The 25,640-nt window shown below is 59.4% G+C and carries 23 protein-coding genes, 1 tRNA gene and 1 pseudogene; 11 read left to right on the forward strand and 14 right to left on the reverse strand.

The window, feature by feature from the left end:
- Window positions 1-42: 42 nt before the first annotated feature.
- The 3 genes from DI396_RS08395 (at window position 43) to DI396_RS08405 (ending at window position 3,236) form a co-directional block, all read left to right on the forward strand.
- Complete coding sequence (locus DI396_RS08395; protein WP_110795727.1) at window positions 43-528, forward strand: GNAT family N-acetyltransferase; 486 nt, start codon at window positions 43-45, stop codon at window positions 526-528.
- A gap of 132 nt (window positions 529-660) precedes the next feature.
- Window positions 661-1,428, forward strand: a complete 768-nt coding sequence (locus DI396_RS08400; RefSeq protein WP_110795728.1) for an EcsC family protein — start codon at window positions 661-663, stop codon at window positions 1,426-1,428.
- A 317-nt stretch (window positions 1,429-1,745) separates the two neighbouring features.
- Window positions 1,746-3,236 (forward strand): Do family serine endopeptidase, encoded by a 1,491-nt coding sequence (locus DI396_RS08405; protein ID WP_407936301.1) that lies wholly within the window; start codon window positions 1,746-1,748, stop codon window positions 3,234-3,236.
- A gap of 107 nt (window positions 3,237-3,343) precedes the next feature.
- On the opposite strand, the gene DI396_RS08410 is transcribed toward DI396_RS08405, so the two are convergent.
- A complete protein-coding gene (locus DI396_RS08410) occupies window positions 3,344-3,904 on the reverse strand; it encodes a peptidoglycan-binding domain-containing protein (protein WP_110795729.1) in 561 nt (186 codons plus the stop codon).
- Between the two features lie 168 nt (window positions 3,905-4,072).
- On the opposite strand from DI396_RS08410, the gene DI396_RS08415 reads away from it, so the two are divergent.
- Window positions 4,073-4,396 (forward strand): 2Fe-2S iron-sulfur cluster-binding protein, encoded by a 324-nt coding sequence (locus DI396_RS08415; RefSeq protein WP_110795730.1) that lies wholly within the window; start codon window positions 4,073-4,075, stop codon window positions 4,394-4,396.
- Window positions 4,396-5,103, forward strand: coding sequence for an FG-GAP repeat domain-containing protein (locus DI396_RS08420; protein WP_110795731.1), 708 nt, complete (start codon window positions 4,396-4,398; stop codon window positions 5,101-5,103). Before DI396_RS08415 ends, DI396_RS08420 begins: the two co-directional genes overlap by 1 nt.
- Before the next feature lie 75 nt (window positions 5,104-5,178).
- Here DI396_RS08420 and ptsP read toward each other — a convergent pair whose 3' ends face one another.
- The 8 genes from ptsP to modA all read right to left on the reverse strand — a co-directional run bounded on the left by ptsP (window position 5,179) and on the right by modA (window position 14,042).
- Complete coding sequence (gene ptsP / locus DI396_RS08425; RefSeq protein ID WP_110795732.1) at window positions 5,179-7,419, reverse strand: phosphoenolpyruvate--protein phosphotransferase; 2,241 nt, start codon at window positions 7,417-7,419, stop codon at window positions 5,179-5,181.
- Between the two features lie 73 nt (window positions 7,420-7,492).
- The gene (locus DI396_RS08430) at window positions 7,493-8,731 is read right to left on the reverse strand and encodes an aspartate kinase (RefSeq protein ID WP_110795733.1); all 1,239 of its coding nucleotides are present in this window, start codon (window positions 8,729-8,731) and stop codon (window positions 7,493-7,495) included.
- A 286-nt stretch (window positions 8,732-9,017) separates the two neighbouring features.
- Entirely contained in the window at window positions 9,018-9,662 is a 645-nt protein-coding gene (locus tag DI396_RS08435; RefSeq protein ID WP_110795734.1) for an SDR family NAD(P)-dependent oxidoreductase, read from the reverse strand.
- A 41-nt stretch (window positions 9,663-9,703) separates the two neighbouring features.
- Window positions 9,704-10,222, reverse strand: coding sequence for a DUF1178 family protein (locus DI396_RS08440; RefSeq protein WP_110795735.1), 519 nt, complete (start codon window positions 10,220-10,222; stop codon window positions 9,704-9,706).
- 102 nt (window positions 10,223-10,324) lie between these two features.
- Complete coding sequence (locus tag DI396_RS08445) at window positions 10,325-10,798, reverse strand: NUDIX hydrolase (RefSeq protein ID WP_110795811.1); 474 nt, start codon at window positions 10,796-10,798, stop codon at window positions 10,325-10,327.
- 638 nt (window positions 10,799-11,436) lie between these two features.
- Window positions 11,437-12,567: a molybdenum ABC transporter ATP-binding protein gene (modC, locus tag DI396_RS08455; protein WP_110795737.1), complete on the reverse strand. Its 1,131-nt coding sequence runs from the start codon at window positions 12,565-12,567 to the stop codon at window positions 11,437-11,439.
- Window positions 12,564-13,256, reverse strand: a complete 693-nt coding sequence (gene modB / locus DI396_RS08460) for a molybdate ABC transporter permease subunit (protein ID WP_110795738.1) — start codon at window positions 13,254-13,256, stop codon at window positions 12,564-12,566. Before modB ends, modC begins: the two co-directional genes overlap by 4 nt.
- 3 nt (window positions 13,257-13,259) lie before the next feature.
- Window positions 13,260-14,042 (reverse strand): molybdate ABC transporter substrate-binding protein, encoded by a 783-nt coding sequence (gene modA / locus DI396_RS08465; protein ID WP_110795812.1) that lies wholly within the window; start codon window positions 14,040-14,042, stop codon window positions 13,260-13,262.
- A 426-nt stretch (window positions 14,043-14,468) separates the two neighbouring features.
- Between modA and DI396_RS08470 the strand changes: the two genes are divergently transcribed.
- A tRNA-Cys gene (locus tag DI396_RS08470) sits at window positions 14,469-14,542 on the forward strand.
- Between the two features lie 68 nt (window positions 14,543-14,610).
- On the opposite strand, the gene DI396_RS08475 is transcribed toward DI396_RS08470, so the two are convergent.
- Window positions 14,611-15,039, reverse strand: a complete 429-nt coding sequence (locus tag DI396_RS08475) for a tyrosine-type recombinase/integrase (RefSeq protein WP_328588339.1) — start codon at window positions 15,037-15,039, stop codon at window positions 14,611-14,613.
- Window positions 15,040-15,788: 749 nt separating this feature from the next.
- Here DI396_RS08475 and DI396_RS08485 point away from each other — a divergent pair.
- From DI396_RS08485 to DI396_RS08495, 3 genes are all read left to right on the forward strand, one after another.
- Window positions 15,789-16,445 carry a protein-L-isoaspartate O-methyltransferase family protein gene (locus DI396_RS08485; RefSeq protein ID WP_110795740.1) on the forward strand — a complete coding sequence of 219 codons (657 nt, stop codon included), beginning with the start codon at window positions 15,789-15,791 and terminating at the stop codon, window positions 16,443-16,445.
- 93 nt (window positions 16,446-16,538) lie between these two features.
- Complete coding sequence (locus tag DI396_RS08490; RefSeq protein WP_235851789.1) at window positions 16,539-17,993, forward strand: TolC family outer membrane protein; 1,455 nt, start codon at window positions 16,539-16,541, stop codon at window positions 17,991-17,993.
- Window positions 17,994-18,078: 85 nt separating this feature from the next.
- Window positions 18,079-19,467 (forward strand): hypothetical protein, encoded by a 1,389-nt coding sequence (locus tag DI396_RS08495; RefSeq protein WP_110795741.1) that lies wholly within the window; start codon window positions 18,079-18,081, stop codon window positions 19,465-19,467.
- Between the two features lie 16 nt (window positions 19,468-19,483).
- Here DI396_RS08495 and DI396_RS08500 read toward each other — a convergent pair whose 3' ends face one another.
- Both DI396_RS08500 and DI396_RS08505 read right to left on the reverse strand, forming a co-directional pair.
- Entirely contained in the window at window positions 19,484-20,938 is a 1,455-nt protein-coding gene (locus DI396_RS08500) for a cobyric acid synthase (protein ID WP_110795742.1), read from the reverse strand.
- Between the two features lie 152 nt (window positions 20,939-21,090).
- Window positions 21,091-21,411 (reverse strand): DUF6280 family protein, encoded by a 321-nt coding sequence (locus DI396_RS08505; protein ID WP_110795743.1) that lies wholly within the window; start codon window positions 21,409-21,411, stop codon window positions 21,091-21,093.
- Between the two features lie 215 nt (window positions 21,412-21,626).
- Here DI396_RS08505 and efp point away from each other — a divergent pair, with 215 nt between their 5' ends.
- Window positions 21,627-22,190, forward strand: coding sequence for an elongation factor P (efp, locus tag DI396_RS08510; protein WP_110795744.1), 564 nt, complete (start codon window positions 21,627-21,629; stop codon window positions 22,188-22,190).
- A gap of 84 nt (window positions 22,191-22,274) precedes the next feature.
- Here the strand turns inward: efp and ygfZ are convergent, their stop codons facing one another.
- Window positions 22,275-23,033, reverse strand: a complete 759-nt coding sequence (ygfZ, locus tag DI396_RS08515; protein WP_110795745.1) for a CAF17-like 4Fe-4S cluster assembly/insertion protein YgfZ — start codon at window positions 23,031-23,033, stop codon at window positions 22,275-22,277.
- Window positions 23,034-23,101: 68 nt separating this feature from the next.
- Between ygfZ and DI396_RS08520 the strand changes: the two are divergent.
- Window positions 23,102-23,719 (forward strand): annotated as a pseudogene (locus DI396_RS08520) (TIGR04283 family arsenosugar biosynthesis glycosyltransferase); the annotation flags it as partial.
- Here the strand turns inward: DI396_RS08520 and DI396_RS08525 are convergent.
- A complete protein-coding gene (locus DI396_RS08525; RefSeq protein WP_235851798.1) occupies window positions 23,661-25,562 on the reverse strand; it encodes an ABC transporter ATP-binding protein in 1,902 nt (633 codons plus the stop codon). The pseudogene DI396_RS08520 and the gene DI396_RS08525 sit on opposite strands and share 59 nt — an antisense overlap.
- Between the last annotated feature and the right edge of the window lie 78 nt (window positions 25,563-25,640).

Raw genomic sequence — 25,640 nt, forward strand, 5'->3', positions numbered from 1 at the left:
CCGTGCTAGCCCTGTTTCTAGCAAAATCGTGAGGCATTTGCATTGTTTCAGCTTAAACCCGAAGCACCCGACGACTGGTGGGAGGTCGAGGCTCTCTATGATCTGTGCTTTGCGCCGGGGCGCGAGGCGCTGTCCTCCTATCGTTTGCGGGACGGGGTGCCGCCGGTGGCGGGCCTGTCGACTGTGGCGCGCGATGCATTGGGGATCGTGGGCGGTGCGATACGCTATTGGCCGGTGCATGTGGCGGGGCAGCCTGTGCTTTTGCTTGGTCCTGTGGCGGTCCATCCGGTGCACCAAGGCGAGGGATTGGGCGCGCTATTGATGCAGGCGAGCATGGAAAAAGCGGCTGCGCTTGGCTGGCAACGTATTCTTTTGGTCGGGGATGAACCGTATTATCGCCGCTTTGGATATGCCCGGATCGAGGGGGTCGAAATGCCGCCGCCCACCAACCCCGACCGTATTTTGGCCCATAGCTTGCAAGAGGGCGCTTGGGACGGGGTGCGCGGTGCGGTGGAAAAGGCCGGATGAGGCGGCACCGGCGCGGAGGCGAAATCGTGCCGCCAGTGCCGTCGCTTGAGCGCGCGCCTTGAAAACGGGCCTGTGCCCGCCGATCTTTCTTATAGGCCTGCGCCGCCTATCTGTTGTTCCAAGGGAGCGAAAATGTTGATCGAAGACCAGAATGACCTGCAGCCCGTCGATGTTGCCGCACAGATCACGGTTCTGGCCAAGCGCTATAAAACAGCGGGCGGTGTTGGCATGCAGGTGCTTAATCTCATTGGCGGTCAGGCCGAGGGTCTTTTGGACCGATTGCCCGACGCCGTACGGGTGCGGCTCGACGAAGCCACGCGCGGCGCATTGCAAGTGGCGCTGAAAGCGGCAGGCGGATCGCGTCAGCATATTTCGGATCAACCGGCGTGGTTGAACACGGCGGCGGCCACGGCCATGGGGGCCGCAGGCGGGTTTGGCGGGTTGCCCGCTGCGATGGCTGAATTGCCGGTGACGGTGACGGTGCTTTTGCGCGCCATCCAAAGCGTCGCGGTTGAGTACGGGTTTGATCCGGACGAAGACAACGTCGCGTTTGACTGTCTGGAAGTCTTTGCGTCGGCGGGGCCATTGGCAAAGGATGATGGATCGGATCTGGCATTTCTGGCGACGCGTACGGCGCTGACCGGCACGGCAGTGAATGCGATTTTGGCGCGGATTGCGCCGCGACTGGCGGCCGTGATGGGACAGAAACTGGCGGCGCAAACGGTGCCGGTGTTGGGCGCGGTGGCCGGGGCCGCGACGAATTATGCCTATACGTCTTATTATCAGGAAATGGCCCATGTGCATTTTGGGCTGCGCCGCTTGGCGATCGAGGGCGATGTGCCGCATGATGAATTGGTCGCGCAATTGGCCGATGCGATGAAGCGCCTGCCACGCCGATAGTCGTGATTTCATACCCACGTCGCAAAAACGGCGTCCAACCGGTGCTTGCGCAGGCGCTCGCGGCGCTTTTTCGTTAAATATTTCGCCCGGTTGGCCCTAATTTGGGATGGTGCAAAGGATTGGCATCGATGAATTCTGCCGGTTTTCGGCGTTCCTCGGCGACACCCCGCCGCTTTTTGCCTCACGCCGCTGTCACGCGCAGTTGACCCCGCGCGACAGGCTTTGAGTTGCGCATAATTCTACCTACATTAGGGTAGCGTTATAGACGGCGGCCAGTTGGCCCGCCCCGCTCATCACATCAAAGAGGAGATACGGGAGTGAGAGAACAAGTAGTGTCCATCCCGATAGAGACCCGCAATTCGGTTGCCGCGCGTGCCTTGCGCGGCATGTGGCTTATGGCTTTGGCGATCATGCTGTTGCTGGTGCAAAGCATCACAGCAGCGGCCCGCCCCGACAGCTTTGCCGATCTGGCCGAAAGGATCAGCCCTGCCGTGGTCAATATCACCACCTCCACTGTGGTCGAAACCAATGTCGGCCCCAACCCAATCGTGCCGGAAGGCAGCCCCTTCGAGGACTTTTTCCGCGAGTTCCAAGACCGCAATCGCGGCGCAGATGGCACCCCGCGCCCCCGCCGGTCCTCGGCGCTTGGGTCAGGTTTCGTGATTTCCGAGGACGGTTATATTGTCACCAACAACCATGTGATCGAAAGCGCCGACGAGATTATCATCGAATTCTTCTCCGGCAAGGAATTGGAAGCCAAGGTGATCGGCACCGATCCAACCACCGATATCGCATTGCTTAAAGTCGAAGCGGATGTGCCTTTGGATTATGTCAGCTTTGGCGACAGCGATATCATGCGTGTCGGCGATTGGGTCGTGGCGATGGGCAACCCGTTGGGGCAAGGCTTTTCGGTCTCGGCCGGTATTGTGTCGGCCCGCAACCGTGCATTGTCAGGCACTTATGATGATTACATCCAAACTGACGCGGCGATCAATCGCGGTAACTCCGGCGGCCCGTTGTTCAATCTCGACGGTGAAGTCGTCGGTGTGAACACCGCGATCCTGTCGCCCAATGGCGGCTCGATCGGCATCGGGTTTTCCATGGCCTCCAATGTGGTGACCCGTGTGGTCACGCAGTTGAAGGAATTTGGTGAAACCCGCCGCGGCTGGCTTGGTGTGCGCATTCAGGACGTCACGCCGGATATGGCAGAAGCAATGGGGCTTGAAAAAGCCGCCGGCGCGATGGTCACCGATGTGCCCGATGGTCCCTCGAAAGAGGCCGGGATCAAGGCCGGCGATGTGATCATTGATTTTGACGGCCAAGAGGTTGCGGATACCCGCGGTTTGGTCCGGCAGGTCGGCAATACCCAAGTTGGCAAAGCTGTCCGCATTGTGGTGTTCCGAGATGGGAAGACCCAGACACTCAAGGTCACGCTCGGTCGCCGCGAGCAGGCTGAAGGCGCTGTGCCTGCGGTGCAGTCGGGTGAGGGCGCGGAGCCTCAGGTCAAACCGCAAGAGATGCTGGGTTTGACATTGGGTCCCGTGACAGAGGAACTGCGCGAGCAACTGAGCCTTGGTGACGAGGTGAGCGGCCTTGTGGTTCTGGATGTGGATGAGACCGGCGATGCCTATGAAAAGGGCCTGCGCGCCGGGGATGTGATCACCGAAGCCGGACAGCACAAGATCGGGTCTGTTGCTGAGCTCGAAGAGCGGATCTCGGCGGTCAAGGAAGCGGGGCGCAAATCGCTTTTGCTATTGGTGCGCCGCGCCGGCGAGCCACGTTTCGTCGCGCTGAACCTGGAAGAGTGACCGGTTGAAATTCGGACCCTGCGTCAAGAAAAGATCGCCGGTTGGCGCATGCGAAAGGGCGTCCGAACGGGCGCCCTTTTTTGCTCTCGTTGTGTGAGCAGATGCGGTTAATCGCCGGACCGGGCCACGGCGACCAATCCCAGTTTGCGCGCGGCGGCGAGAGAGAGCACCGCACTATCAAGCCCTTGGGCCGCTTGATAGGAGCGCACGGCGCGCAGGGTTTTGGGGCTCATTTCACCGGTGGGCGCACCCGAATAATGCCCGCGTGCCGCCAAGGCGCGTTGCAGCGTGGCGATGAATTCCGGCGTCATGACATCGTCACAGGGGCGCTCGAACCATGTTTCACGCCGCTCACGCAGGATGTTCTGTCGAATTTCGGTTTTGAACACAGCCGGGGAGAGCACCGTACCGTCACTCATCACTTCGGCGGGCTGCAACATGATTTGCTCGGTGACGGTTTCGATCACCGCCGGCACCGCATGTTGGCCCCAACAGCTGCCCGGTTTCGCGCCAGGCGGAGCGGGGGCAAAGGTATGGCTCAGCTGGGGCGCGGGGGGCGGCAGAGAGAGTTTGCACCCGCCCAGCATCGCACAGACCGACACCGCAGCCCAAAGGCGCAAACCGGCGCACCCGACGGCGGCACGGCGCGGAACAGCGTGATATTGCATTGCTCATGCCTCGCGACTTGCGGGGCTTTGCCCGCTTTTGCGCTACCTTAACGGCTTGGGCCGGTTTGGGAAAGCAACCATGCGCCTCGCGCAAAAGAGACTGGAAACGCTGCGCCGTGGCGGGTAGGACTGCGGGCAAGTTAATTTGAGCTGAGGAGCACGCAAGCGATGGCGAAAATCACCTATGTCGAACATAACGGCACCGAACATGTGGTCGAGGTGGCTGCTGGCATGACCGTGATGGAAGGTGCGCGGGACAATAATATCCCGGGTATCGAGGCCGATTGCGGTGGCGCTTGCGCCTGTTCGACATGCCATGTGTATGTCGCGCCCGATTGGGTCGAGAAGCTCCCCGCCAAGGATGACATGGAAGAAGACATGTTGGATTTCGCCTATCAGCCTGATCCTGCGCGGTCGCGGTTGACGTGCCAGATCAAGGTCACCGATGCGCTCGACGGGTTGGTGGTGAATATGCCTGAAAAGCAAATTTGATGGCGCTGCGCGGCGGGCTTGCTGTGGTCTGCGCTTTGCTGTGGCCCGCTGTGGCCTGCGCCGCGCCGCATATCGTTTCGGCGCAGTATTCCGGTCCGACGCAGGCCTATGATCATGGGATATTGGGCGACCGGACGGAATGGACTGAGCTGTCCTTACGCCTTTCCAATGGCCGCAAACGGGTGATCCATCTGCCAAGCCGCCATGTGTTTGAGGACACTGCGCCGCGTCTTGTCGATGTCGACGGGGACGGCGAGGCCGAAGTGATCACCGTCGAAACCAATTTCGATCTCGGGGCGCGATTGGCAATTTATGACGAAAACGGTTTGCACGCCGCCGCGCCTTTTATCGGGCGCACGCATCGGTGGTTGGCGCCGTTGGGAGCGGCAGATCTAGACGGAGATGGCGCCGTTGAGATCGCCTATGTCGACCGCCCGCATCTGGCACGTGTGTTGCAGGTATGGCGGTACGAGTCGGGAGAGTTGTCCCGTGTGGCCGAGGCTGGCGGGGTGACCAACCACCGGATTGGCGATGCGCAAATTTCCGGTGGTTTGCGTGTATGTGGCGCGGGGCCTGAAATGATCACATTGAATTCTGATTGGTCGCGGATCATCGCAAGCCGTCTGGTTGCGGGCAGGATCGAAAGCCGCGATATCGGCCCGCATCAAAATGCGCAGGCATTGGAAATGGCGATGTTATGTCGTTAGGGATTCGTTAATATTCTGATCTGATTCAGTATTTTGCATGTAAAAGCTCATGTGATGGATGAGCTTTTATTGCGGCTAAATATCCAGATATGCTTCGACGGCGCTGCGCACGGATTGCTCGCCGCGATCTCGGGCATCATGGATCACATCGCGCAACCCACCCAAGTCCGTGCGCCGCAGAAGCGATTTCACCGGCCCGACCGATGCCGGACGCATCGACAGGGACCGTAACCCGATGGCCGCAAGGCAGGCAGCTTCGACGGGACGGCCCGCATCCTCCCCGCAAAACGACAGCGGCGTGTCGGTCTGTTCACAGCGTTCGACAATGTTTTCTAGGAAGCTCAAGAAGCTGACGTTCAAGGTGTCATAGCGCCGGCGCACCCGCTCGTTTTCCCGATCTGCGGCAAAGAAGAATTGCTTCAAGTCGTTGCCGCCAATGGAGAGAAATCCGACCTCTTCGAAAAACTTGCGCGGGGCGAAGGCGAGGCTGGGGGTTTCCAACATCGCGCCGACTTGCAAATCCTCGGGCACCGGATGGCCAAGCAAACGCTCGCGGTGCTTGGCTTTTTCCAGCGCGAGGCAGGCTTGGTTGTATTCTTCATACTGCGCCACAAAGGGGAACATGATCGACAAGGGCCGGCCCTTGGCCGCCCGCAAAAGCGATTGCAACTGCATGCGCATCACGCCCGGTTTGTCGAGCCCGACGCGGATCGCACGCCATCCAAGCGCGGGATTGGGTTCGTCGTTGGGCTTCATATAGGGCAGGACCTTGTCCGACCCGATATCGAGGGTGCGAAACACCACGCGCTTGCCTTTTGCGCTGTCGAGAACGCGGCTGTAGAGGGCGGCCAGTTCGCCACGGCGGGGCATCTGGTTGCGCACCAGAAACTGCAATTCGGTGCGGAACAGGCCAACGCCCTCGGCGCCCGAATTTTCCAGGCTGGGCAGATCGGCCATCAAACCCGCATTCATCGTCAATTGGACGGTGTGACCATCGGTGCTGATCGCTGGTTTATCGCGGATCGACGCATAACGTTCGAGCGCCTCGGCCTGCATCGCAATTTTATCCTGAAAGGCGACGACAACGGTGTCGTCAGGGCGCAAATGCACGATGCCGTGGTCACCATCGACCATTATCCGGTCGCCATTGAGCGCCTCTGTGGTCACGCGCGCGGCATGGATCACCAATGGGATCGCGAGGGCACGGGCGACAATGGCGGCATGGGAGCCAACCGAGCCTTGCTCAAGCACAATTCCGCGCAAGGAGCGACCATAATCAAGCAATTCCGCAGGGCCAATATTGCGGGCGATCAAAATCGGATCGGCGGGCATTTCTGCCCCGGTTTCAGAGCCTTGTCCGGTGAGGATGCGCAAAAGGCGGTTCGATAGATCATCCAGATCATGCAAGCGCTCGCGCAGGTATTGATCGTTCACCGTCGACAACCGAGCGCGGGCGGTGGATTGCTCTTTCTCGACGGCGGCCTCGGCAGATAGACCGCGCGAGATGTCTTCCTCCATGCGCCGCATCCAGCCTTTGGAATTGGCAAACATGCGGTAGGCTTCGAGCACCTCAAGTTGATCGGTGTTGTCGCCCACCACTGCTGTATCGAGCATCCGGTCAACGCCGACGCGCAATTCTTCAACCGCGTCTTGCAGGCGCAAGAGCTCCTTATGCGGATCTTCGGCGATCGGGTTGGTGACGACAACGCGCGGCTCGTGGAGCCAAACATGGCCCTCGGCGGCGCCTTCCTGGGCTGTCGCGCCGCGAATGAGAACCGGATGTTGATGCCGCGCCGATAGGGCCGCGCCTTCGCCTACAAAAACACCCAATTCGGTCATCTCGGCCAGAACCATGGCGACGACTTCCAACGCGTAAACTTCATCGTCCGAAAATTGCCGCGCGGTTTTGGATTGCACGACCAAAACCCCGAGCATCTCACCGAGCCGCTGGATCGGGATGCCGGCGAAGGAGGAGAAAATTTCCTCGCCGGTTTCCGGCATATAGCGGAAGCCCTTTTCAGAGGGCGCGTCGGCGCTGTTGATGATGTTACCGGTGCGGCCGACGCGGCCCACAAGACCTTCGCCAAGACGCATCCGGGTTTCATGCACCGCAGCAGCATTCAACCCGTGGGTCGCGCAAAGTTCGAGGGTATCCTCGTCGCGGAAGAGATAGACAGAGCACACCTCGGTGCGCATTTCGTCGGCAATCAGTTGCGTGATCTGGTCGAGACGCTCTTGACCGGCGCTCTCCACAGCCATGGCTTCGCGCAAGCGGCCGAGCATTTGTCGGCTGTCGGTCTGAAAGTCCTGTGCCATATGCTGCGCGTACCTGCCTTATATTTCTGCGCCCCGTCGGAGGATCCCGACCCAGATATGGGCCGGTCCGCGTTCAGGTTGCCTTGTCGAGTTCGAAGGCATCATGCAGGGCTTGGACGGCAAGTTCCATATATTTCCGGTCGATTAGTACGGAAATTTTTATCTCGGAAGTTGCAATGACCTTGATGTTGATACCTTCATCGGAAAGTGTTTTGAACATCTTGGCTGCCACGCCTGATTGGCTGCGCATGCCGATTCCGACGGCAGAAACCTTGCTGACATTGGTGTCGGCGACAAGATCTTGAAAGTTAATTTCGCCAGCGGATTTGGCTTCATCCATCGCCTTTTGGGCGCGGGCCACTTGTTCGGTCGGGCAGGAAAACGTCATATCGGTGCGCCCGTCTTCCGAAATGTTTTGAATGATCATATCGACATTGATCCCCGCATCCGACAGCGGGCCAAAGATCGCGGCGGCAATGCCGGGGCGGTCGGCGACGCTGACCAAGGTCATTTTTGCTTCATCGCGGCTATAGGCGATCCCAGAGACGACATTGCTTTCCATGATTTCATCCTCATCGCAGACGAGCGTTCCGGCGTCGTCAGATTGTTCCTCAAACGAGCTCAAGACCCGCAGTTTGACCTTATACCGCATGGCCAATTCGACCGAACGGGTTTGCAGAACCTTGGCCCCAAGTGAGGCCAGTTCCAACATTTCCTCAAAGGCGATTTTGTCGATCTTGCGTGCTTTGTCGCACATGCGCGGGTCGGTGGTATAGACACCGTCAACGTCGGTATAGATATCGCAGCGTTCCGCTTTAAATGCAGCGGCAAAGGCGACGGCGGTGGTGTCCGATCCGCCGCGCCCCAATGTGGTGATCCGGCCTTCGGGGCTGACCCCTTGGAAGCCGGCGACCACGGCGACGCGCATGCCTTCACCAAATTTGGCCATGATGTTTTCGGGCGGAATATCTTCGATTCGGGCGGCGGAATGGGCCGAGGTGGTTTTGACCGGCACTTGCCATCCCTGCCAGCTTCGCGCCGGCACGTCCATTTCCTGTAAGGTCAGCGCCATCAGCCCGGCCGTGACATTTTCGCCCGATGAGACCACGGCATCATATTCGCGCGCGTCATAAAGCGGCGAGGTCTCATTGACCCAGCCGACGAGCTCGTTTGTCTTACCTGACATGGCAGAGACAATGACGATCACGTCATAGCCTTTGGAGACTTCAACACCGACACGTTTTGCGGCGCGTCTGATGCGGTCAAGCGTGGCGACAGAGGTGCCGCCGAATTTCATCACAAGAACGGGCATGGAGGTGTCCCTTGTAGGCAGATGTCTTGGCCATTGTTTGGCTGTGCTCGGTCACACAGCGCTGGCAATGGCCGTAGGTCCGCGCGCGGTTTATGCGAGCAGTGGCGGCGTGGCAAGGGCGAAACGGGCGGCAAAGCCACGCAGGGCAGGGCGCAGGACCGAGACATTCGTCGCGTCTGGCAAAGACCGCGCGCGCCTTGTGAGGGTGAGGCGCGGTATAGGGTGCGGGCCGGGCGTGGGCCGCCGTTGCCGCCATGATTGCTTGCGCGATGTCCGGCGGCGGGCGTTAGAAGGGATGCGCCCGTCCGTCCCATGTCTCGAAACATCCGGTGGTTTTCAGGTCAAGCGCATCAAACCGGGCGCGCAATCCGGCGGCGGCCTCGGCGGGCGTGATTTCGGCGCTGTTGCCGCCCATATCGGTTTGCACCCACCCCGGATGATAAATGCCGACGGCGATGCCCAGCCCTTTGAGATCCTGCGCCATATTGCGCCCCAGATTGAGCGCTGCCGCCTTGGAGGCGCGGTAAGCATAGGATCCGCCCGGCGCGCGGGTGTCGCTGGCCATTTGTGATGAAATGATCGCGATTTTGGCCCCGTCGTGCATTTGCAAGTTGGGCAGAAGGTTGCGGATGGTGAGGAAAACACCTGTGACATGTACGGCGAAGGATTGCTCAAATGTATCAATGGTATAGTCGTCAAACCTCATGCCTTTGTCGAGGTAGACACCGGCGTTGCACACCAACAACGAAAGCGGTTTGGCATCCAGCCGCGTGGCCAAGTCCCTATGCGCGGCCTCATCGGTCACATCTAACGGCAGATAGGGCGCGTCGCCCGTGCGCGAGGTGCCGATCACCTCTGTGCCCGCAGATTGATATTGACGAAGCATTTCCTGGCCGATGCCACGGTTCGCGCCGGTGATGAGAACGGTCATAAGGGGGATCCTTTTGCGCTGAGCGGGAGATGTCGGCGCGATCAGTTGGTTTTGCGGTTGGGGCGGAAGGGCAGGGCGGCGACCTCTATGCCATCGTCGACCAACTTCTTGGCTTCGCCTAAATCGGCTTCGCCATAGATCGGGCGGTCAGGGGCCGCGCCGTCGTGAATGGCGCGCGCTTCTTTGGCGAAATCTGTGCCGACATATTCCGAATTGGCTTCGACATGGGCACGCAAAGCTTTGAAAGCTTGTTCTGCGGCGCTTGGTGGACCCGAAAGCGGGCGCGGCCCCTCGGCCTTTTCGGTTGTGTGTGGATCGGTATTTGGGGGGCTATCCGATGCGGCCTGCGCCTTTTGGGGGATGGTGTGATCGACGGCGGGCTGTGCGGCGTTGCGTGCGGGACGTACACGCGGGGCCATGATGGCCTTTTGAACCTCGGCGCTGCCACATATGGCGCAGGTTACCATGCCGGCGGCGTGCAGCTTGTCAAAGGCCGCAGCCGATTGGAACCAGCTGTCAAAGCGGTGATCTGCGGAGCATTTAAGGTCAAATCGGATCATTGGGTTGGCTCATCAGGGAAAAGGTCAAGGGAAAGGGGATATGCGCGGCTGGACCAATTGACCTGATTGTTAGGCACAAATCAAGCCGCGTAGCGCGCAAGCTTAATGTCGGTCTTTCGGGCGAAACCGCGCGATCAACTGTGCCAGTTCGGGTTCGCGTACTTTGCGTGCGGCTTTCTTCGGGCTCAACCATCGGCGCTTGCGTTGCCCTGCTTCTGGAAACACTGCCGCCTGGGATTTCACCCGTAATGGGTAAACAACGACAATACACCGATGCCGGTTGCCATTTCCCATAAGTTTTTCATAGGAATAGAGCCCGATGCTATGATCCGGTCCGCTGCCTTTTACCCCCGCTTCTTCCCATGCTTCGCGCGCTGCAGCTGCCGCAGGGGTACGGTCATGCATGGGCCAGCCCTTGGGTAATATCCAACGCCCGCTGCCGCGGGAGGTGATGATCATGACCTGTAGTTTACCGTCTTTGATGCGGTATGGAAGGGCGGCAAATTGGGTGCGAAGCTCGCTTTTGCCCGTGCCTTTGATCGACAAAGGCGGTTGTTTGGTGGTCAGCTGATACATGGCTCGAATGATCCCATCGAACGGTGTTTGCCCGACCATAGCCAGCATGACGAAGTGAAGCCAGTGGCCCGTTGAATTTTGTCGATATCGCCTGGGAAAGGATGAAATATTGCGCGGTATTAATTTCCATTATACATCAAAATTTGATCACTTGTGCACGTAAATTACATATTTACTTGCGATAACCATACTATTTCGGAGAATTCACTGATTTCCATGCCGGAGCATGGCGATCAAGGGGCTATTGGCCGTTCAGCGCTAGGGCGCGATTGCGCAGGACAGATGGGCGACGGGCATTGTAGCTTGAGCATATTGTTGAGCAATGGGGTGGCGGAGGTGATCGGAACGGACCTGAACCCTGCACCGGATCGACGGCCATGGTTGCTCATGCCTGCCGCACGTCTGCCATTGTCCATGGTGTCGGTGAAACGTCCTCATATCGCAAAGGAATAGAGTTTTGCGCCTGTCTCATGATCCGATGGGCGCGGTGATGTTCTTTGGAAAACCAATGGCCGCAGCACTGTAGGTTGATTAGGGGGTGGTGTGTTATCTGCGCGGGGTCAGATCGCCGCGCGGCCCTCAGTATTCGGGCCAACATTCCGCCTCATAGGTGTAAATTGTCTTTCGAGGGCAAGCTGTTATCCGGTTATGCTGGCCTTGGCGACCGAGACGGCCTTGAGTATCGCAAACACCTTTTGGCCTGCACATAGGCCGAGATTTTTCACCGAACGCCGGGTGACGCGGGCAAGAATGATATGACCATCAGCATCCAGTTGCACCAATGCGCCGGGGCCTTGACCGATGCGGATTTCGCGCACCGTGGCCGGCAGAACGTTGAGCGCCGAAATCCCGTCGGGGCGACGGGTGGCAATCATCACGTCTTGGGCCTCGATATGGACGCGCAAGGGGGTGCCAACCCGGCCACCCGCACGCGGTACCAACAGGCGCAAATCGCCCATGGCAAGTTCGGTGAGGCCATCGGCGTGATGCGCAATGATGCGCGTTTCAATCATCGCGCCTGCCGCGCGTGGCCCCATCGGGGTGACTTCCGGATCGCCCAGAACCTGCGCGGCGGGGCCGGCGCGCAGGACCTTGCCGGCATCAAGTGCAACCACCGTTGTAGCCAATCGCGCGACCTCGCTGGGGGCGTGGCTGACGTAAAGGATCGGGAGTGTCAGCGCATCACGGAGCCGCTCGAAGTAGGGCAGAATTTCATCCTTGCGCGCTTGATCCAACGCCGCCAAAGGTTCATCGGCGAGGATCATCTGTGGCGCGGCCAAAAGCGCACGGCCAATGGCAACACGTTGACGTTCCCCTCCCGATAGGCCCGCAGGGCGGCGGCCCAGAAGATGACCGATGCCGAGCATCTCGGTGATCTCGTCCATGTTCGGTTTTATGGCCGTTTTGGGAGCGAACCATGCACCATAGCGCAGGTTTCCGCGCACCGAGAGATGTGGAAAAAGCCGCGCGTCTTGAAAGACATATCCGATGCGGCGACGGTGCGGGGGCAACCAGATGCCGCGCCTTGCAGTGCGCCGTGCGCCGATCTCGGGCTGCGCGGTGCTATCCGTGCCCGTATCGGCTAATGTGACCCCGTCGACTGTGATCTTGGCATGATCGGGGCGTAGCAATCCGGCCACGGCGTTGATGATCGTGGTTTTGCCCGATCCCGAGGGGCCGTAGAGCACGGTCAGCCCTTGCGGCGCATCAAATTGTGCATCGAGCGTGAAGGCGCCCAGGCGGTGATTAAGAGAAACCGAAAGGCTCATGATCCCGCCACCCGTTTGGCCAATCGGCGCGCCAGAATTTCGGAGGCGAGCAACGCCGTCATTGCGATGGCGACCGAGATCAACACCAGACGCAGCGCGGCGGATTCACCATCGGGCACCTGCAAAAAGCTGTAGATCGCCGAAGGCAGGGTTTGGGTTTGTCCGGGGATATTCGAAACAAAGGTGATGGTTGCCCCGAACTCCCCCATGGCCTTGGCAAAGCCGAGGATCGTGCCGGTGAGTAGGCCCGGCGTGATCAGAGGCAAGGTGACGGTGGCAAAGACCATGGATTTGCGCGCACCAAGCGTGGCGGCGGCGGCCTCTAGTTTCGGATCAACGGCTTCGATGGATAGGCGAATAGCCCGCACCATCAAGGGAAAGCCCATGATGGCGGCGGCCAATGCCGCCCCGGTCCAGCGAAAGGCGATGCTTGCCCCGATCTGGTCGAGGGCAATGCCAAAGGGGCCGCGCGGGCCAAAGCCCATAAGCAGCAAATAGCCGGTCACTACGGGGGGCAGGACCAGCGGCAGATGCACCAGCCCATTGAGTAGCTGTTTGCCAATGAAGTTTTTGCGCGCGAGGATATAAGCGATCCAGATACCAAAAGGCAGCGACAGCAGCGTCGCCCAAAACGAGACCTTGAGTGAAAGCGCAACGGCGTGCCATTCTTCGGGACCAAGCCAATCCATATGTTATTGCTCTGCCCTGCTGAACCCGTGCCGCATGAAGACGGCGTGGGCTGCGGCGCTGCGTAGGTAGGCGAGAAAATCCAATGTGTCGGGGCGGTCGTTCAACGCGGCGGCGGGGTAGGTGATGGCGGGATGCGCGGCCACTGGGAACGTGGCGATCACAGTCACCCGTGGGTCGGCGGCGGCGTCGGTGGCGTAGGTGATGCCGAGCGGTGCAGCCCCTGCGGCGACCAAAGCCAGAGCGGCGCGCACATTATCGGTTTGAGCGACCTGTGGCGCGATGCTGTCCCAAAGGCCGAAATGCTCTAGCGCGGCTTTGCCATAGATGCCGGCGGGCACGGCGTTCACAAGGGCCATCGCCAACCGCCCTCCCTTTAGCAGCGATTCGAGATCTAGGTTCTCGTCGATCGTTACCGGCGCATGACCGGCGGGCGCGACCAACACCATTTGATTGCCAAGCAGGTCAAAGCGGGTGCCGGGCGCAATCCGGTCTTCGGCGTCGATCCGGTCCATCCATGCCGTATTGGCGGAGATGAACAGATCGGCAGGCGCACCGAGGCGGATTTGTTGGGCAAGGGTTGAGGAGCCTGCGAAGGATAGGGTGATGTTGCTGTCGCTTTGCGCCTCATAGGCGCGCGCCACCTCGTCCAGAGCGGTCATCAGGCTGGCGGCGGCAAACACGGTGATGCGCGGAACTTCTGCGACCGTGGCGCGCGCGCCTAAGGGTGACAGCAAAGAGGCCACCAGAGCTGCGCGGCAGAGCAAGGCAAGGGTGCGGCGGATCATGGGAATGGCTTGACCTTTGATTTCATACGCCAAACTATCGCCGCGCGGATAGGGACGATGCAAGCCATCTTTTCGGCGTGACGCTGGCACCGGTGAGACCCAGGCGCGCGCCGACCCGTTCGCCTGATCTAGCACGCGCAGATACCACTCCGGGGCTTGGCCAAGCTGAAACGCTTCTTCGGTGGCAAGAATAGTGGTGCAGTAGACATACAGGCAAACGTTGCTTCAGGTGTTGCACCATATCCAACACAGCACGCCCTTGGCCGGGCAGATGGATCCGCAATGCGCTACCATGCCACGACGGGTGCGGTAATCAACGAGCGCAAACGGCGCGGCTTAAACCATATAAGAATGTGCCCCAGACGACGTCGCACAGGGGTTGCATCCCTCGAACCGTCCCGCTAAAGAGCGACGACCACAGGGCTCGGCGAGTTGGCGGAGTGGTTACGCAGCGGATTGCAAATCCGTGTACACCGGTTCGATTCCGGTACTCGCCTCCAATAAAATCAATGACTTGCGTCATCCTACCTCTCCTTCACTGCCATTTTTGAAACAACCGTTGAAACTTTCACGTTTCGCTCTTGCTTCGTTCCATTTGATTTCTCACCTCTTGAGCGCGCTTCGCGAGCTCCCTTTGCCGGATCGGCCCGCCGTATTTTTTCAGCATCTCAATGCCTGAGTGCCTGGTGACAGCCTTGACCATCTCGTCATCACATCCAGCCAGATACAGCTCGATCGTCGCATTTTTCCTGAGCCCGTGGGTTTTGTAGTAGCTCGCCTTCTCGTGCTTCATCTTCTTTTTGATGGCACGCATTTCCTCCGCAATGATCCGATAGCTCACTGGTCGCCCCTTAGCGTCGGTCACAACAGTGCTGTCCGTTCGTGCGAGCCCGTCGAGATGAGCTTTCAGGCGGACGGTAAGTGGGATCCACAGCGGCTTGTCGGTTTTGCCCTGCGTGAAGTCGAATCCTTCGTCAGAAAAGTGCGCCCACTTCAGGTAGAGTTAGATCCGACAAAACGCGATACTCGTTCTCATCTAAGATCGACGTCAGAGCTTTGTGGACCTGACGTTCGCCGCGTGCGCCTATGCGTTCCGGCGTATTAAAGCTCGCTTCGATCGACCGAAACGCAGATCTTAGAATAAATTTTAGCATCAGCCGTCACAATTATAGATTTCATATTTGTTCTGAATACAATTTTTGACGCACCATTGTCGAACTTTGACTTCACAATGAGAATGTCTGTGACCTGCCCCCTGAGGCTCCCTCATTCATAATGAGAGTCTGCCATAATGAGAGTCTGCGGGTCTGGGTTTCATATTCATCGGTTTCGGTTTGGGCAAGCGCGCCGGGCGCGGAGCCCGCATATTGCTCAAGCGCTCATCCACCGCCGGCAGTGATTTGCCCTGCAAGCCGCGAGAGCGCGCTTCAACGGGTGTTTGGTGTTCCGGTGATGATGTGCGGTCTGAGCTGGTTGCACTCGCATCACCGATAGGGGGATAGAAAGGTCAGGCAAACCCCCGGGGGGCATAGATCCCAAAATACGGTTCAGCGTGGTTTCCCCTTGGTCCGAGAAAGGGGCGGGCAGGGGCAGATAACTTGATTTTACTGAGAATTTTTAGCGATGATGGTCGGGGTGTGCGGTGTTTGCGCCAAGGCCAGGGTTTTCGCGGTCTAACCCGTTGCCGTGGCTGGGCTTCTATGGCACATAGGGGGCTTAGGGAATCTGAACGGATGAGTTTAGTAAATGACAGACTATAACGCCCGCCGGACCATGATGGTTGACACTCAAATTCGCCCCTCCGATGTGACGAAATTTCCAGTGATCGATGCGATGCTTGATGTCGCGCGTGAGGAATTCGTTCCGGCAGAGGCACGTGAAGCCGCCTATGTTGGCGAAAACATTCTGCTTGGCCCCGAGGGGCGCGTGGTTCTGGATCCGAGGGTGCTGGCGAAAATGCTCGACGGCCTCGATATTCAACCCAGCGAGCTGGTGCTCGATATTGGCAGCGGCCTTGGATATTCTTCTGCGATCATTGCGCATATGGCAGAAGCCGTCGTCGCCTTGGAAGAGGATGAGGTGCTGTGCAAGGACATGCAGGCCGCCTTGGGACAGAGCGGTGTGGATAACGTCGTGTCGCAATGCGGCCCGCTGGTGCAGGGTGCGGCAGAACACGGACCCTACGATGTCATCGTGATACAGGGGGGCGTCGCGGTTCTACCTGATACGATTTTGGACCAACTCAAAGAAGGCGGCCGGATCGGCGCGATTTTCATGGAGGGTAACCTTGGTGTCGCGCGGATCGGATATAAGATCGACGGCAAGATCAGCTGGCGGTTTGCATTCAATGCAACGGCACCGGTTTTGGCCGGATTTGAACAAGAGCAGGCTTTCGCGTTGTAATCACGGGCACCCTAACGGATGCGAAACGTGGAAGCGAAAGGTATTGAGGCGCGCCATGTGCGTCCTCCTGATATGACAGAGGGAGCAGGGCAGATGCCTTTGCAATTTAAGCGCGCGATGCGTTATGGAACAACCAAGCCACTGCGGTTTGCCGGTGCGGTGGCTTTGGCTTTGGTAATAGGGGTTTCGACCTCCGCAGGGGCACGGGCCGAAACGCTCGCGGATGCGATGGTCAGCGCCTATAAGCACTCCGGTCTTTTGGAGCAAAATCGTGCCGTGCTGCGCGCCGCCGATGAGGGCGTGGCGCAAGCGGTTTCGGCGCTGCGACCGGTTCTGTCGTTTTCTGCCGGCGTCGCCCATAATTATGGCGAAGGCACCTCGATCCAAAGCAATGTTTTGGTCTCTGGCGGCACCGTAAGCAACACGGGGTCGATGGGGATCACCGCGCAATTGGCGCTCTATGCCGGTGGCAAGAACAAGCTCAACGTCGCCCTGGCCAAAGAAGCCGTTTTGCAAACGCGGCAACAGTTGATCAATGCCGAGCAGATCGTTTTGCTCAATGCTGTCAGCGCCTTTATGGAAGTGCGCCGCCAGTATGAAGTCGTCAATTTGCGACAGAACAACCTGCGTTTGATCCGCGAAGAATTGCGCGCCGCGCGTGACCGGTTTGAAGTCGGCGAAGTGACGCGCACCGATGTGAGCCTTGCCGAGGCCCGTCTTGCGGCCGCGCAATCCGGATTGTCCGCCGCGCGGGGCGCGTTGATGCAGGCGCAAAACTTATATGCGAACGTTGTCGGCCATAAGCCGGGCAACCTGTCGCAGCCCCCCGCCGTTCCCAAAACGGTTTCAAGCATGGAAGAGGCCAAGGCTCTGGCGACCCGCAATCATCCGTTGATGATTGCCGCGCAACACGGTGTCCGGCAATCCGAACTGAACGTGGCGGTGGCCGATGCCGCGCTTAAGCCTCAGGTTAATCTTGAAGCAAGCTATGGCAAAAACGGCACCTTCGGCTCTGCGGTCGAAAGCACCGGCGGTTCGGTTTCGCTCGGGGTGGCACAGCCGCTTTATCAAGGCGGGCGGTTGTCCTCCTTGCAACGTGCCGCGATGGCGCAGCGCGATCAAGCGCGCGCCTCTTTGCATATCACGCGCCAAGATCTTGCGCAGAGCGCCGCCGACGCATTCGCCGGCTTGCAAGTCGCCCGCGCCAGCCGCGAATCCGGCATCTTGCAAGTGCGTGCCGCGCGGGTGGCCTTCCGCGGTGTGCGTGAAGAGGCAACATTGGGCGCACGCACCACATTGGATGTGCTCAACGCCGAACAAGAATTGTTGGATGCACAGGCTTCGTTGATCTCTGCCGTGGTCGATGAACAGGTTGCGGCCTATTCGGTTTTGGCGCGTATTGGCGCGCTGACCGCCACGGCGCTGCGCCTCGGGATTCAGGAATATGATCCCGCCGATTATTATAACAAAGTGCAATCGGCACCGGCAGGTTTGTCGCAACAGGGCCGTGATCTTGACCGTGTTCTGCGGGCGATTGGGAAAAATTAAAATTTCGCGGATAGCATTTGCAGCGGCGGTTGTGAGAATCCTGACGTGCGGGTAACATGACCCGAAGGCAAGAGTGGTGCAAATTATGTCCGATCCGGTTACCAATATCGAAATCGAAGATGTTCTGTCGTCGATCCGTCGTCTTGTTTCTGGCGAGGCGGGCAAAACTGCGCGCGGCACGCAGGCTTTGGCCACCGATCCTAGGGCGGGCCGGGCGGCACAGCCCGGGCCGGAAGGTGCCGCACAAACACCCATGACGGAAGCCGCAATGGCCGCCGAGCGCGCACAGCTGGGTGAGGTTTCTGCGATTACATCGCCCGAGGCGGACGCCGCAGATGATGTTCCGAATTTGGATTGGAGCAAGCACCTGCCGCCTGAACGTTTGGCGACGTTGGAGCCGGTTGACCCGCAAGATCGGGCCGATCATTCGGCTGTCACAGAATCGCAACCGGAGCGTCTGGTCCTGACAGAAGCATTGCGGGTCGATGCCGCACCGCAGGCGGAGACGGACGCGCCTGCAGCGATGGGGAATGATGCGGCTGAAACCACGGAACCGGCGACCAGTCATACGGATGTGGCGGTAACCGATGCCGACGTTGATGCCGAACATGGCGTCATATCGGACAAGGCCGAGGCGGCGTTGCAAAATGCGTTTCGCGCCGATGATCCCTTTGTCTTCGATGGCAAACATCGCTTGGCCGATTATGCCGAAGATGCGGAGGTCGGTGCCGGTGATGAAACCGGGCCTGCGCTTGCGGCGGATGATACTCCTGCGGGGCAGGGCAGTGCTCAAGAGGACATGGCCACGGATGCAGCCGTTGCATCGCAATCGGATGTGCCGGCTTTTGAAATTGCGGTGGAGCCGGAGCAGGATCCGGCATTGGCTGTGGATGATCATGTCGAAGGGTTTGATGTTGAGGATGAAGTCTCATCTGTCGACAGTGCTTTGGCCAATGATACCGCGGCGGCCAATGATACCGCGGCGGCCCATGAGGATGCGGTTGACCCGCTGCTGCGGGCTCGCGTGGCGGCCTTGGCTGCGGCGGTTGCCGGGCAGCACAGCGCCGACCTTGAACCCGATGGCGGCGACGAAAGCCTGACCCCCGAGAACAGCTCGTTGCAATGGGAAGATCATGTGGCCGAGCAAGAGCCCGATTTTGTGCAGGCTGAAGAGGATGCACGGGGCACAGGGCCTGACCCCGAACCTGCGCCCACAAATGTTGAACCGTTCGCGCCGGTGCAATTTGATGAGGATGCAAAAGATCCTGCGGCGTCAGAGCATGATTACGACGACAGGCCCACCGCATCCGGCGAAGACGAGGCCTTTTTGGACGAAGAGGCTCTGCGCGAGATGATCAGTGAGATCGTCCGGCAAGAGTTGCAGGGCGCGTTAGGGGAACGGATCACGCGCAATGTGCGCAAACTGGTGCGGCGAGAGATTCACCGTGCGCTGACCAGTCAGACGCTGGAATAGGCTTTACCCCAAACGGTTAGACCGTTTCTGCAAGTGCCAATAGGCGATCAAGATCGAGATGCGTTTCGAGGTGATCTGCGAGCGCGTCGAGCACCTCTTCAACCCCATCGTCATAGTGCATTTGTGAGGTCGCGCCGAGTGTGGCGAGATAGGTCGCGCGGAAACGGTCAGCGCTGAACAGCCCGTGCAGGTAACACCCTTTGACCCGTCCGCTCGCATCCGCCGCACCCTCGCGGCGGGCTTCCTCGCCAATCTCGAGCCATGCGCGGGCGCAATCCGGCCCATGGGTGCTGCCGATATGGATTTCATACCCTTCCACCGCCATACTACTTTGTAGATCCCGCGCCCGGGTCAGAGCCAGCCGCTTTTCCGGCTTCATTTCGGTGGTGATATCCAGATGGCCTAGACCGGCGACACGGCAGGGGGGGCCTTCGATCCCCTCTGCATCAATGATTTCGCGGCCCAGCATCTGATAGCCGCCGCAGATGCCCAACACATGCCCGCCGCGCCGGATGATCGCGGCAAGGTCGATGTCCCAACCTTGGGCGCGAAAATACGCCAGATCGGCGATGGTGGATTTGCTACCGGGGATCAAAACCAGATCGGCATCAAGCGGCAAGGGCCGGCCGGCCTCGATGATGTCAATGGTGACATCCGCTTCGGCGGCAAGAGGGTCGAGGTCATCGAAATTGGCGATGCGCGACAGCCGTGGCACGACGATTTTACATGCGCCGCCCTTGCGCGACGCGATGTCTATCACATCCTCGGCGGGCAAGCGCCAGCTTTGTTCGAACCAAGGCACCACACCAAGCGCCTCCCATCCCGATAGATCGGCAGTTGCCACAAGGCCGTCCTCAAACAGCCGCACATCGCCGCGAAACTTGTTGATCGCAAACGCTTTTATGCGCGCGGCATCGGCGGGCGGCAGTACGGATTTGGTCCCTACGATTTGGGCGATCACCCCACCGCGATCAATGTCGCCGATCAAGATCACCGGCACGTTCGCGGCCTCGGCAAAGCCCATATTGGCGATGTCCCCTGCGCGCAAATTGATTTCGGCGGGGCTGCCTGCGCCCTCTATGATCACCAGATCGGCGGTGGCGGCAAGGCGGTGAAAGCTCTGTAGTACCGGCGTCAATAATTGTGGTTTGGCTTTGGCATAATCGCGCGCCTTGAGGGTGCTGACCCGTTTGCCTTGCACGATGACCTGCGCGCCAATATCGCTTTCGGGTTTGAGCAGAACCGGATTCATATCGGTATGAGGCCTGCGCTGCGCCGCGCGGGCTTGCAGCGCTTGGGCACGGCCTATTTCGCCGCCGTCTGCCGTCACGGCGGCATTGTTGGACATATTCTGGGGTTTGAACGGGGCGACGGACAGCCCACGGCGCAGATAGGCGCGCGCCAATCCGGCCACCAACATGGATTTGCCGACGTTCGAGCCTGCACCCTGAATCATGATCGCCTTTGCCATGCCGCTTCACCTTTGGGATAATGCCTTGGTGTTAGCTGCAAAAACCTTGGTTTGCAAAGCCCTGTGTGCCGTAAGACCGTCAGGGCAGGCGCAAAAAAACGCGCCCTGCAGAAGGACGCGCTTTTTTTTACAATTCGCTTGCGCGAAAGGTTTTATGCTGCTTCGGCTTGCAACGCCGCAGTGCGACGTTCGCTTTCTTCGCGTGACAGTGCGACAGAGGTGCGCACACCCTTGCCAACAAAATCCATCAGACCGCTCACAACCCGTTCGTTGGGGTCGATTCCGGCACAAGAAAGCACCTCACGGCCATCGCGCGAACGCGCCCAACGGGCGATCTGCTCGGGGCCATTTCCGTATTTCTTGTCATCAGCAATTGCATCATCAAGTGCCGCCAATACGACGGCAGCAAAGAGTTTACGAGCACGGTTGCCCTGTTCATTATTGTAGGCCGTGCCGTCAACGAAATCTCGCATGTTTCGTCCTTTTGTTATTGGTCTTGTGTTTCGGGCGTGACGCTGGTTATGACGCGTTCGAAGCGATTCGAATAGGCCTCAGATGCAAGCCTTCTATGCAATTTATGCATGGCTTGTCTAAAATTGACCAAGATCTCGTTGCCTTGCCATAGGTCACTCCCCCAGATATAGGGGCGGATACGTCTTGTTCAACCTTTTGCTCAGGTTTTGCCATAATGCCAAAAATCAACGGAAATGAAATTCGCCCCGGTAATGTGCTGGAGCATAACGGTGGTCTTTGGGCCGCTGTTAAAGTCGATCACGTCAAGCCCGGCAAGGGCGGTGCCTTTGCCCAGGTCGAGTTGCGCAACCTGCGCAACGGATCGAAATTGAACGAACGCTTTCGTAGTGCCGATAAGGTCGAGCGCGTGCGTCTGGAACAAAAAGATATGCAGTTTCTGTTCGAAAGTGACGGAATGTTAAGCTTTATGGACACGGAAACCTTTGATCAGGTTGAATTGCCAGCGGAATTGTTGGGTGATCGCCGCCCGTTTTTGCAAGATGGCATGACCATCGTGATGGAATTTCACGAGGATGAGGCGCTCAATGCGACGCTACCGCAAAAGGTGGTCTGCAAGATTGTCGAGACCGAGCCGGTGGTCAAAGGCCAGACCGCAGCCAACAGTTTCAAACCCGCGATTCTCGACAACGGGATCAAAGTCATGGTGCCGCCCTTTGTCGGAAATGACGAGGATATCGTCGTGAACACCGAGACAATGGAATATGCCGAGCGCGCCTAAGCCGGCATGTTTGGATCTTGCTAAGTCACAGCATTGTGAACGCCCGTTTGCCTAAGTGGCAGGCGGGCGTTTCGCGTTTAGCGCTTATTTGGCGTAGGTGATACGTGCGCTCTCGGCCGCCATATCGCCGCCCGCACGATCGAACCGCAGGTAGGCCAAAGCCGCGCTGCCCGATTGGGTGAAGAGCGCGCCCGCCTCTTTGCCACCCGCCATGATCGGCGTGCCGACCGGGGCGCTTCCGTCGATACGCACCTTCGCCAAACCTTTGCGCAGTTCTGTTTTATGTTTCATCCGCGCGGTCACTTCCTGGCCGACATAGCAACCTTTGCGAAAATCCACCCCGCCGAGTCGTTCAAACCCCATTTCGAGGATATAGCTGTCAGGGGTCAATTCGACGCCGCTTTGCGGAATCATATGTTGCACATAAAGATCGGTCCAATCGGTGCCATCATCGGGCTGCGCATCGGCCCCGTAGAACCTCCATCCAAGCGCCGGATCGCGCGGATCGGGGAGGGCACCAGCGGGCGCGGGGCCGGTGCCGCGCGACACCTGCAGCGGTGCGGGCGCAATGGTTACATCAGCGCGTAATTTATACATGGTCAGCCGTTGGACCAGCATCGGTGCCAGCGCCGCATCCACGTCCAGAAGGTAACCCTCGGGGGTCGCCGTAAGGAAAAAATCCGCCAGATATTTGCCCTGCGGTGTCAAGATCGCCGCATAGCACAGCCCGCCTGTCGCGCGGGCAATGTCATTGCTGATCAGCCCTTGCAAGAAATGTTCGGCATCCTTGCCGGTGATCTGGTAAAGCGCGCGATTGCCGCCCGCAGATTGTCCATCCGTCATTTTCAACTCCCGTCCTGCGCAAGGATGTCATATAGGAACGCGCAGAACTGGCAACAACGGAGAGTGCCATGCGCGCCCCGATCAGCGTGATCATACCGGTGCTCGACGCCGCTGCGGCTTTGCCGGCCTGCCTTGCCGCCTTGATGGAGGGGCTGGAGGCAGGCGTGATCCGCGAGGTGATCCTCACAGATGGCGGCAGCACCGACGACAGCCAACGCATCGGCGATGCAGTGGGCGCGGTTTGGGTCACGGGCGCGCCCTCGCGCGGCGGCCAATTGCGGCGCGGTGCGGCTGCGGCGGCGGGCAATTGGTTCATGGTGCTGCATGCCGATACGGTGTTGCCCGATGGCTGGAGCGCGGCGGCCTTGACCCATATGGAGGGGGCCGGCGGTGCGGCGGGGTATTTTGATCTGTCGTTCGACGCAAAGAGCCTTGCGCCGCGTCTGGTCGCGGGCTGGGCCAACCTGCGCGCGCGCCGGTTCGGATTGCCCTATGGCGACCAGGGTTTGCTGATCTCGCGCGCGCTCTACGATGCCGTGGGCGGATATGGCGACATGCCTCTGATGGAGGATGTTGCAATGGCGCGGGCGTTGGGGCGGGCGCGTTTGCGGCCCTTGGGGGCGGTGGTTAGAACCAGCGCCCGAAGATACGCGACAGAAGGCTACCTTCGCCGCGGGGGCCGGAACCTGATTTTGCTTTTGCGTTTTCTTTGCGGCGCTGATCCGCAGCGGCTTGCGCGCGCGTATCGGCCGAAGGACCGCTCGTCTTGAATTGCAGCGCGTGCAGATCTGCATAGATGCCGCCACGGGTCAAAAGCTCGTCATGGCGGCCTTCGTCGACAACGCGGCCACGATCCATCACCACGATCTTATCGGCACCATGCACGGTCGACAGGCGGTGCGCGATGACCAATGTGGTGCGGCCTTTGGCAAGCCGGTCCAAGGCCTCTTGCACGACCTTTTCCGATTGCGCATCAAGCGCAGATGTCGCTTCGTCCAGCAAGAGGATCGGCGTGTCGCGGAGCAGGGCACGGGCGATGGCGACACGTTGGCGTTGCCCGCCCGACAGGTTCGATCCGCGCGGACCGACCGGCGTGTCGAGGCCTTGGGGTAGTTTGGCGAGGAAATCGCTGACATGGGCGGCGTCGAGCACCTCTTTGAGGCGTGCATCGCTGACGTCGTCGCGGCCCAACAGGATATTCTCGCGCAGGGTTTCGTCAAAGAGGAGCGCGTCCTGACTGACCACGGAATACAGCCCGCGCAGTTCTGCGAGGTCCATTTCATGCGCTGAGGTGCCGCCGATGTCGACATCGCCGGAGACAGGATCAACAAGCCGCGTCAAGAGATTGAAAACGGTGGATTTCCCCGCGCCGGATGCCCCGACAAGGGCGGTGGTTTTTCCCGCCTCTGCGGTCAGTGTCGCCCCATCCAGAACCCGCGCGTCGCCGTAATCCAATACCACATTGCGCAGGGCCACTTGCGGCGTGCCCTCGGGGGCGGGTTTGCCGCCTTCGGGGGAGGTGACGCGCGGAACTTCGTCCATCAAGGCTTTGACCCGTTCGAGCCCCGCAGCGGCAACCTGCCATGTGCCCGACACCGCGCCAAGGCGGCGCAAAGGCTCAAAGGCAAGGCCGATGGCGGTGAAGAATGTCATGAAATCACCGACGGTTTTCTCGCCGGCAATGATCTCGGCGCCGCCGAAAATCAGAACGCCGAAAAATCCCAATCCCGCCATGATATCAATCATCGCAGGGATCGTCGCTGCGCCGGCTTGGGCGCGTACTTCGGTATGGACCAACTTATCGGTCAGAGCGGCATATTGTTGGCTTTGATAGTCTTCGAGCCGGTTCAATTTGATCGGGATAATACCATGAAAGACCTCGTCCAGGCGGGTGGCGAGTTTTGCGCCTAAATCACGGGCCCGGCGTGATTTTTTACGCACGAACCGTTGCACCAAGGTCGACGGTAGCACCAGAATTGGCGCGCCGAAGCAGGCCACCAATGTCCATTTCCAATCGACCGAAACCGCCACACCCAAAAGCACCACCAAGGCCACCGCATCGCGACCTGCGCCGGTGATGATGGCGTTCCACACCTGATTGATCGAGGCGACATCGGTTTGCACCCTTTGGATCAAAAAACCGGGCGGATGGGTTTGGTGAAAACTGCCGTCCAGACGCATCAGTCGCGCCAGAAGGTCCTTGCGCAGATCCGCCGCAGAACCTTGCGAGATCAGCGCAAGGAAGAATTTTTGCGCGACCGAGGCGACGGCGCGGATGATGAAAATCGATAGGATGGCCATCCCCACCCACCACAGCGCATCGGCGTCCCCGGCGACAAAGACCTGATCGAACATCGGCTTCATGACCCGCGCCAAAGCGCCCAGCATCGAGCCTTCGAGCGCCATGAAGAACATCGCCGCCAAGAGCAGCCACAGCCGCGAGCGCAGGTAGCCGCGCCAGAGCCAGCGCAGCAAAACGCCAGATGTTTCTTCGCCATTTTGGGCGGCAGTGGCCGTCGAAAGTTGCACCGTGGGGACAGGTGCGACCGCATTCGGGTCGGACGTGGGGGAAGGGGCGCTATGGCCTTTGGGAAACTCGCTCACAGG

The sequence above is a fragment of the Litorivita pollutaquae genome (assembly GCF_003205515.1).
Classification (GTDB): Bacteria; Pseudomonadota; Alphaproteobacteria; order Rhodobacterales; family Rhodobacteraceae; genus Litorivita; species Litorivita pollutaquae.

Coding starts and splice junctions, on each gene's coding strand:
- DI396_RS08420 (WP_110795731.1), top strand. CDS start 4,396: ATGGCGCTGCGCGGCGGGCTTGCTGTGGTCTGCGCTTTGCTGTGGCCC.
- DI396_RS08410 (WP_110795729.1), bottom strand. CDS start 3,904: ATGCAATATCACGCTGTTCCGCGCCGTGCCGCCGTCGGGTGCGCCGGT.
- DI396_RS08490 (WP_235851789.1), top strand. CDS start 16,539: ATGCCTTTGCAATTTAAGCGCGCGATGCGTTATGGAACAACCAAGCCA.
- DI396_RS08415 (WP_110795730.1), top strand. CDS start 4,073: ATGGCGAAAATCACCTATGTCGAACATAACGGCACCGAACATGTGGTC.
- DI396_RS08495 (WP_110795741.1), top strand. CDS start 18,079: ATGTCCGATCCGGTTACCAATATCGAAATCGAAGATGTTCTGTCGTCG.
- DI396_RS08400 (WP_110795728.1), top strand. CDS start 661: ATGTTGATCGAAGACCAGAATGACCTGCAGCCCGTCGATGTTGCCGCA.
- ygfZ (WP_110795745.1), bottom strand. CDS start 23,033: ATGACGGATGGACAATCTGCGGGCGGCAATCGCGCGCTTTACCAGATC.
- DI396_RS08485 (WP_110795740.1), top strand. CDS start 15,789: ATGACAGACTATAACGCCCGCCGGACCATGATGGTTGACACTCAAATT.
- DI396_RS08500 (WP_110795742.1), bottom strand. CDS start 20,938: ATGGCAAAGGCGATCATGATTCAGGGTGCAGGCTCGAACGTCGGCAAA.
- DI396_RS08430 (WP_110795733.1), bottom strand. CDS start 8,731: ATGCCCGTTCTTGTGATGAAATTCGGCGGCACCTCTGTCGCCACGCTT.
- modB (WP_110795738.1), bottom strand. CDS start 13,256: ATGGATTGGCTTGGTCCCGAAGAATGGCACGCCGTTGCGCTTTCACTC.
- DI396_RS08440 (WP_110795735.1), bottom strand. CDS start 10,222: ATGATCCGATTTGACCTTAAATGCTCCGCAGATCACCGCTTTGACAGC.
- DI396_RS08445 (WP_110795811.1), bottom strand. CDS start 10,798: ATGTATCAGCTGACCACCAAACAACCGCCTTTGTCGATCAAAGGCACG.
- efp (WP_110795744.1), top strand. CDS start 21,627: ATGCCAAAAATCAACGGAAATGAAATTCGCCCCGGTAATGTGCTGGAG.
- DI396_RS08435 (WP_110795734.1), bottom strand. CDS start 9,662: ATGACCGTTCTCATCACCGGCGCGAACCGTGGCATCGGCCAGGAAATG.
- ptsP (WP_110795732.1), bottom strand. CDS start 7,419: ATGGCACAGGACTTTCAGACCGACAGCCGACAAATGCTCGGCCGCTTG.
- DI396_RS08505 (WP_110795743.1), bottom strand. CDS start 21,411: ATGCGAGATTTCGTTGACGGCACGGCCTACAATAATGAACAGGGCAAC.
- modC (WP_110795737.1), bottom strand. CDS start 12,567: ATGAGCCTTTCGGTTTCTCTTAATCACCGCCTGGGCGCCTTCACGCTC.
- modA (WP_110795812.1), bottom strand. CDS start 14,042: ATGATCCGCCGCACCCTTGCCTTGCTCTGCCGCGCAGCTCTGGTGGCC.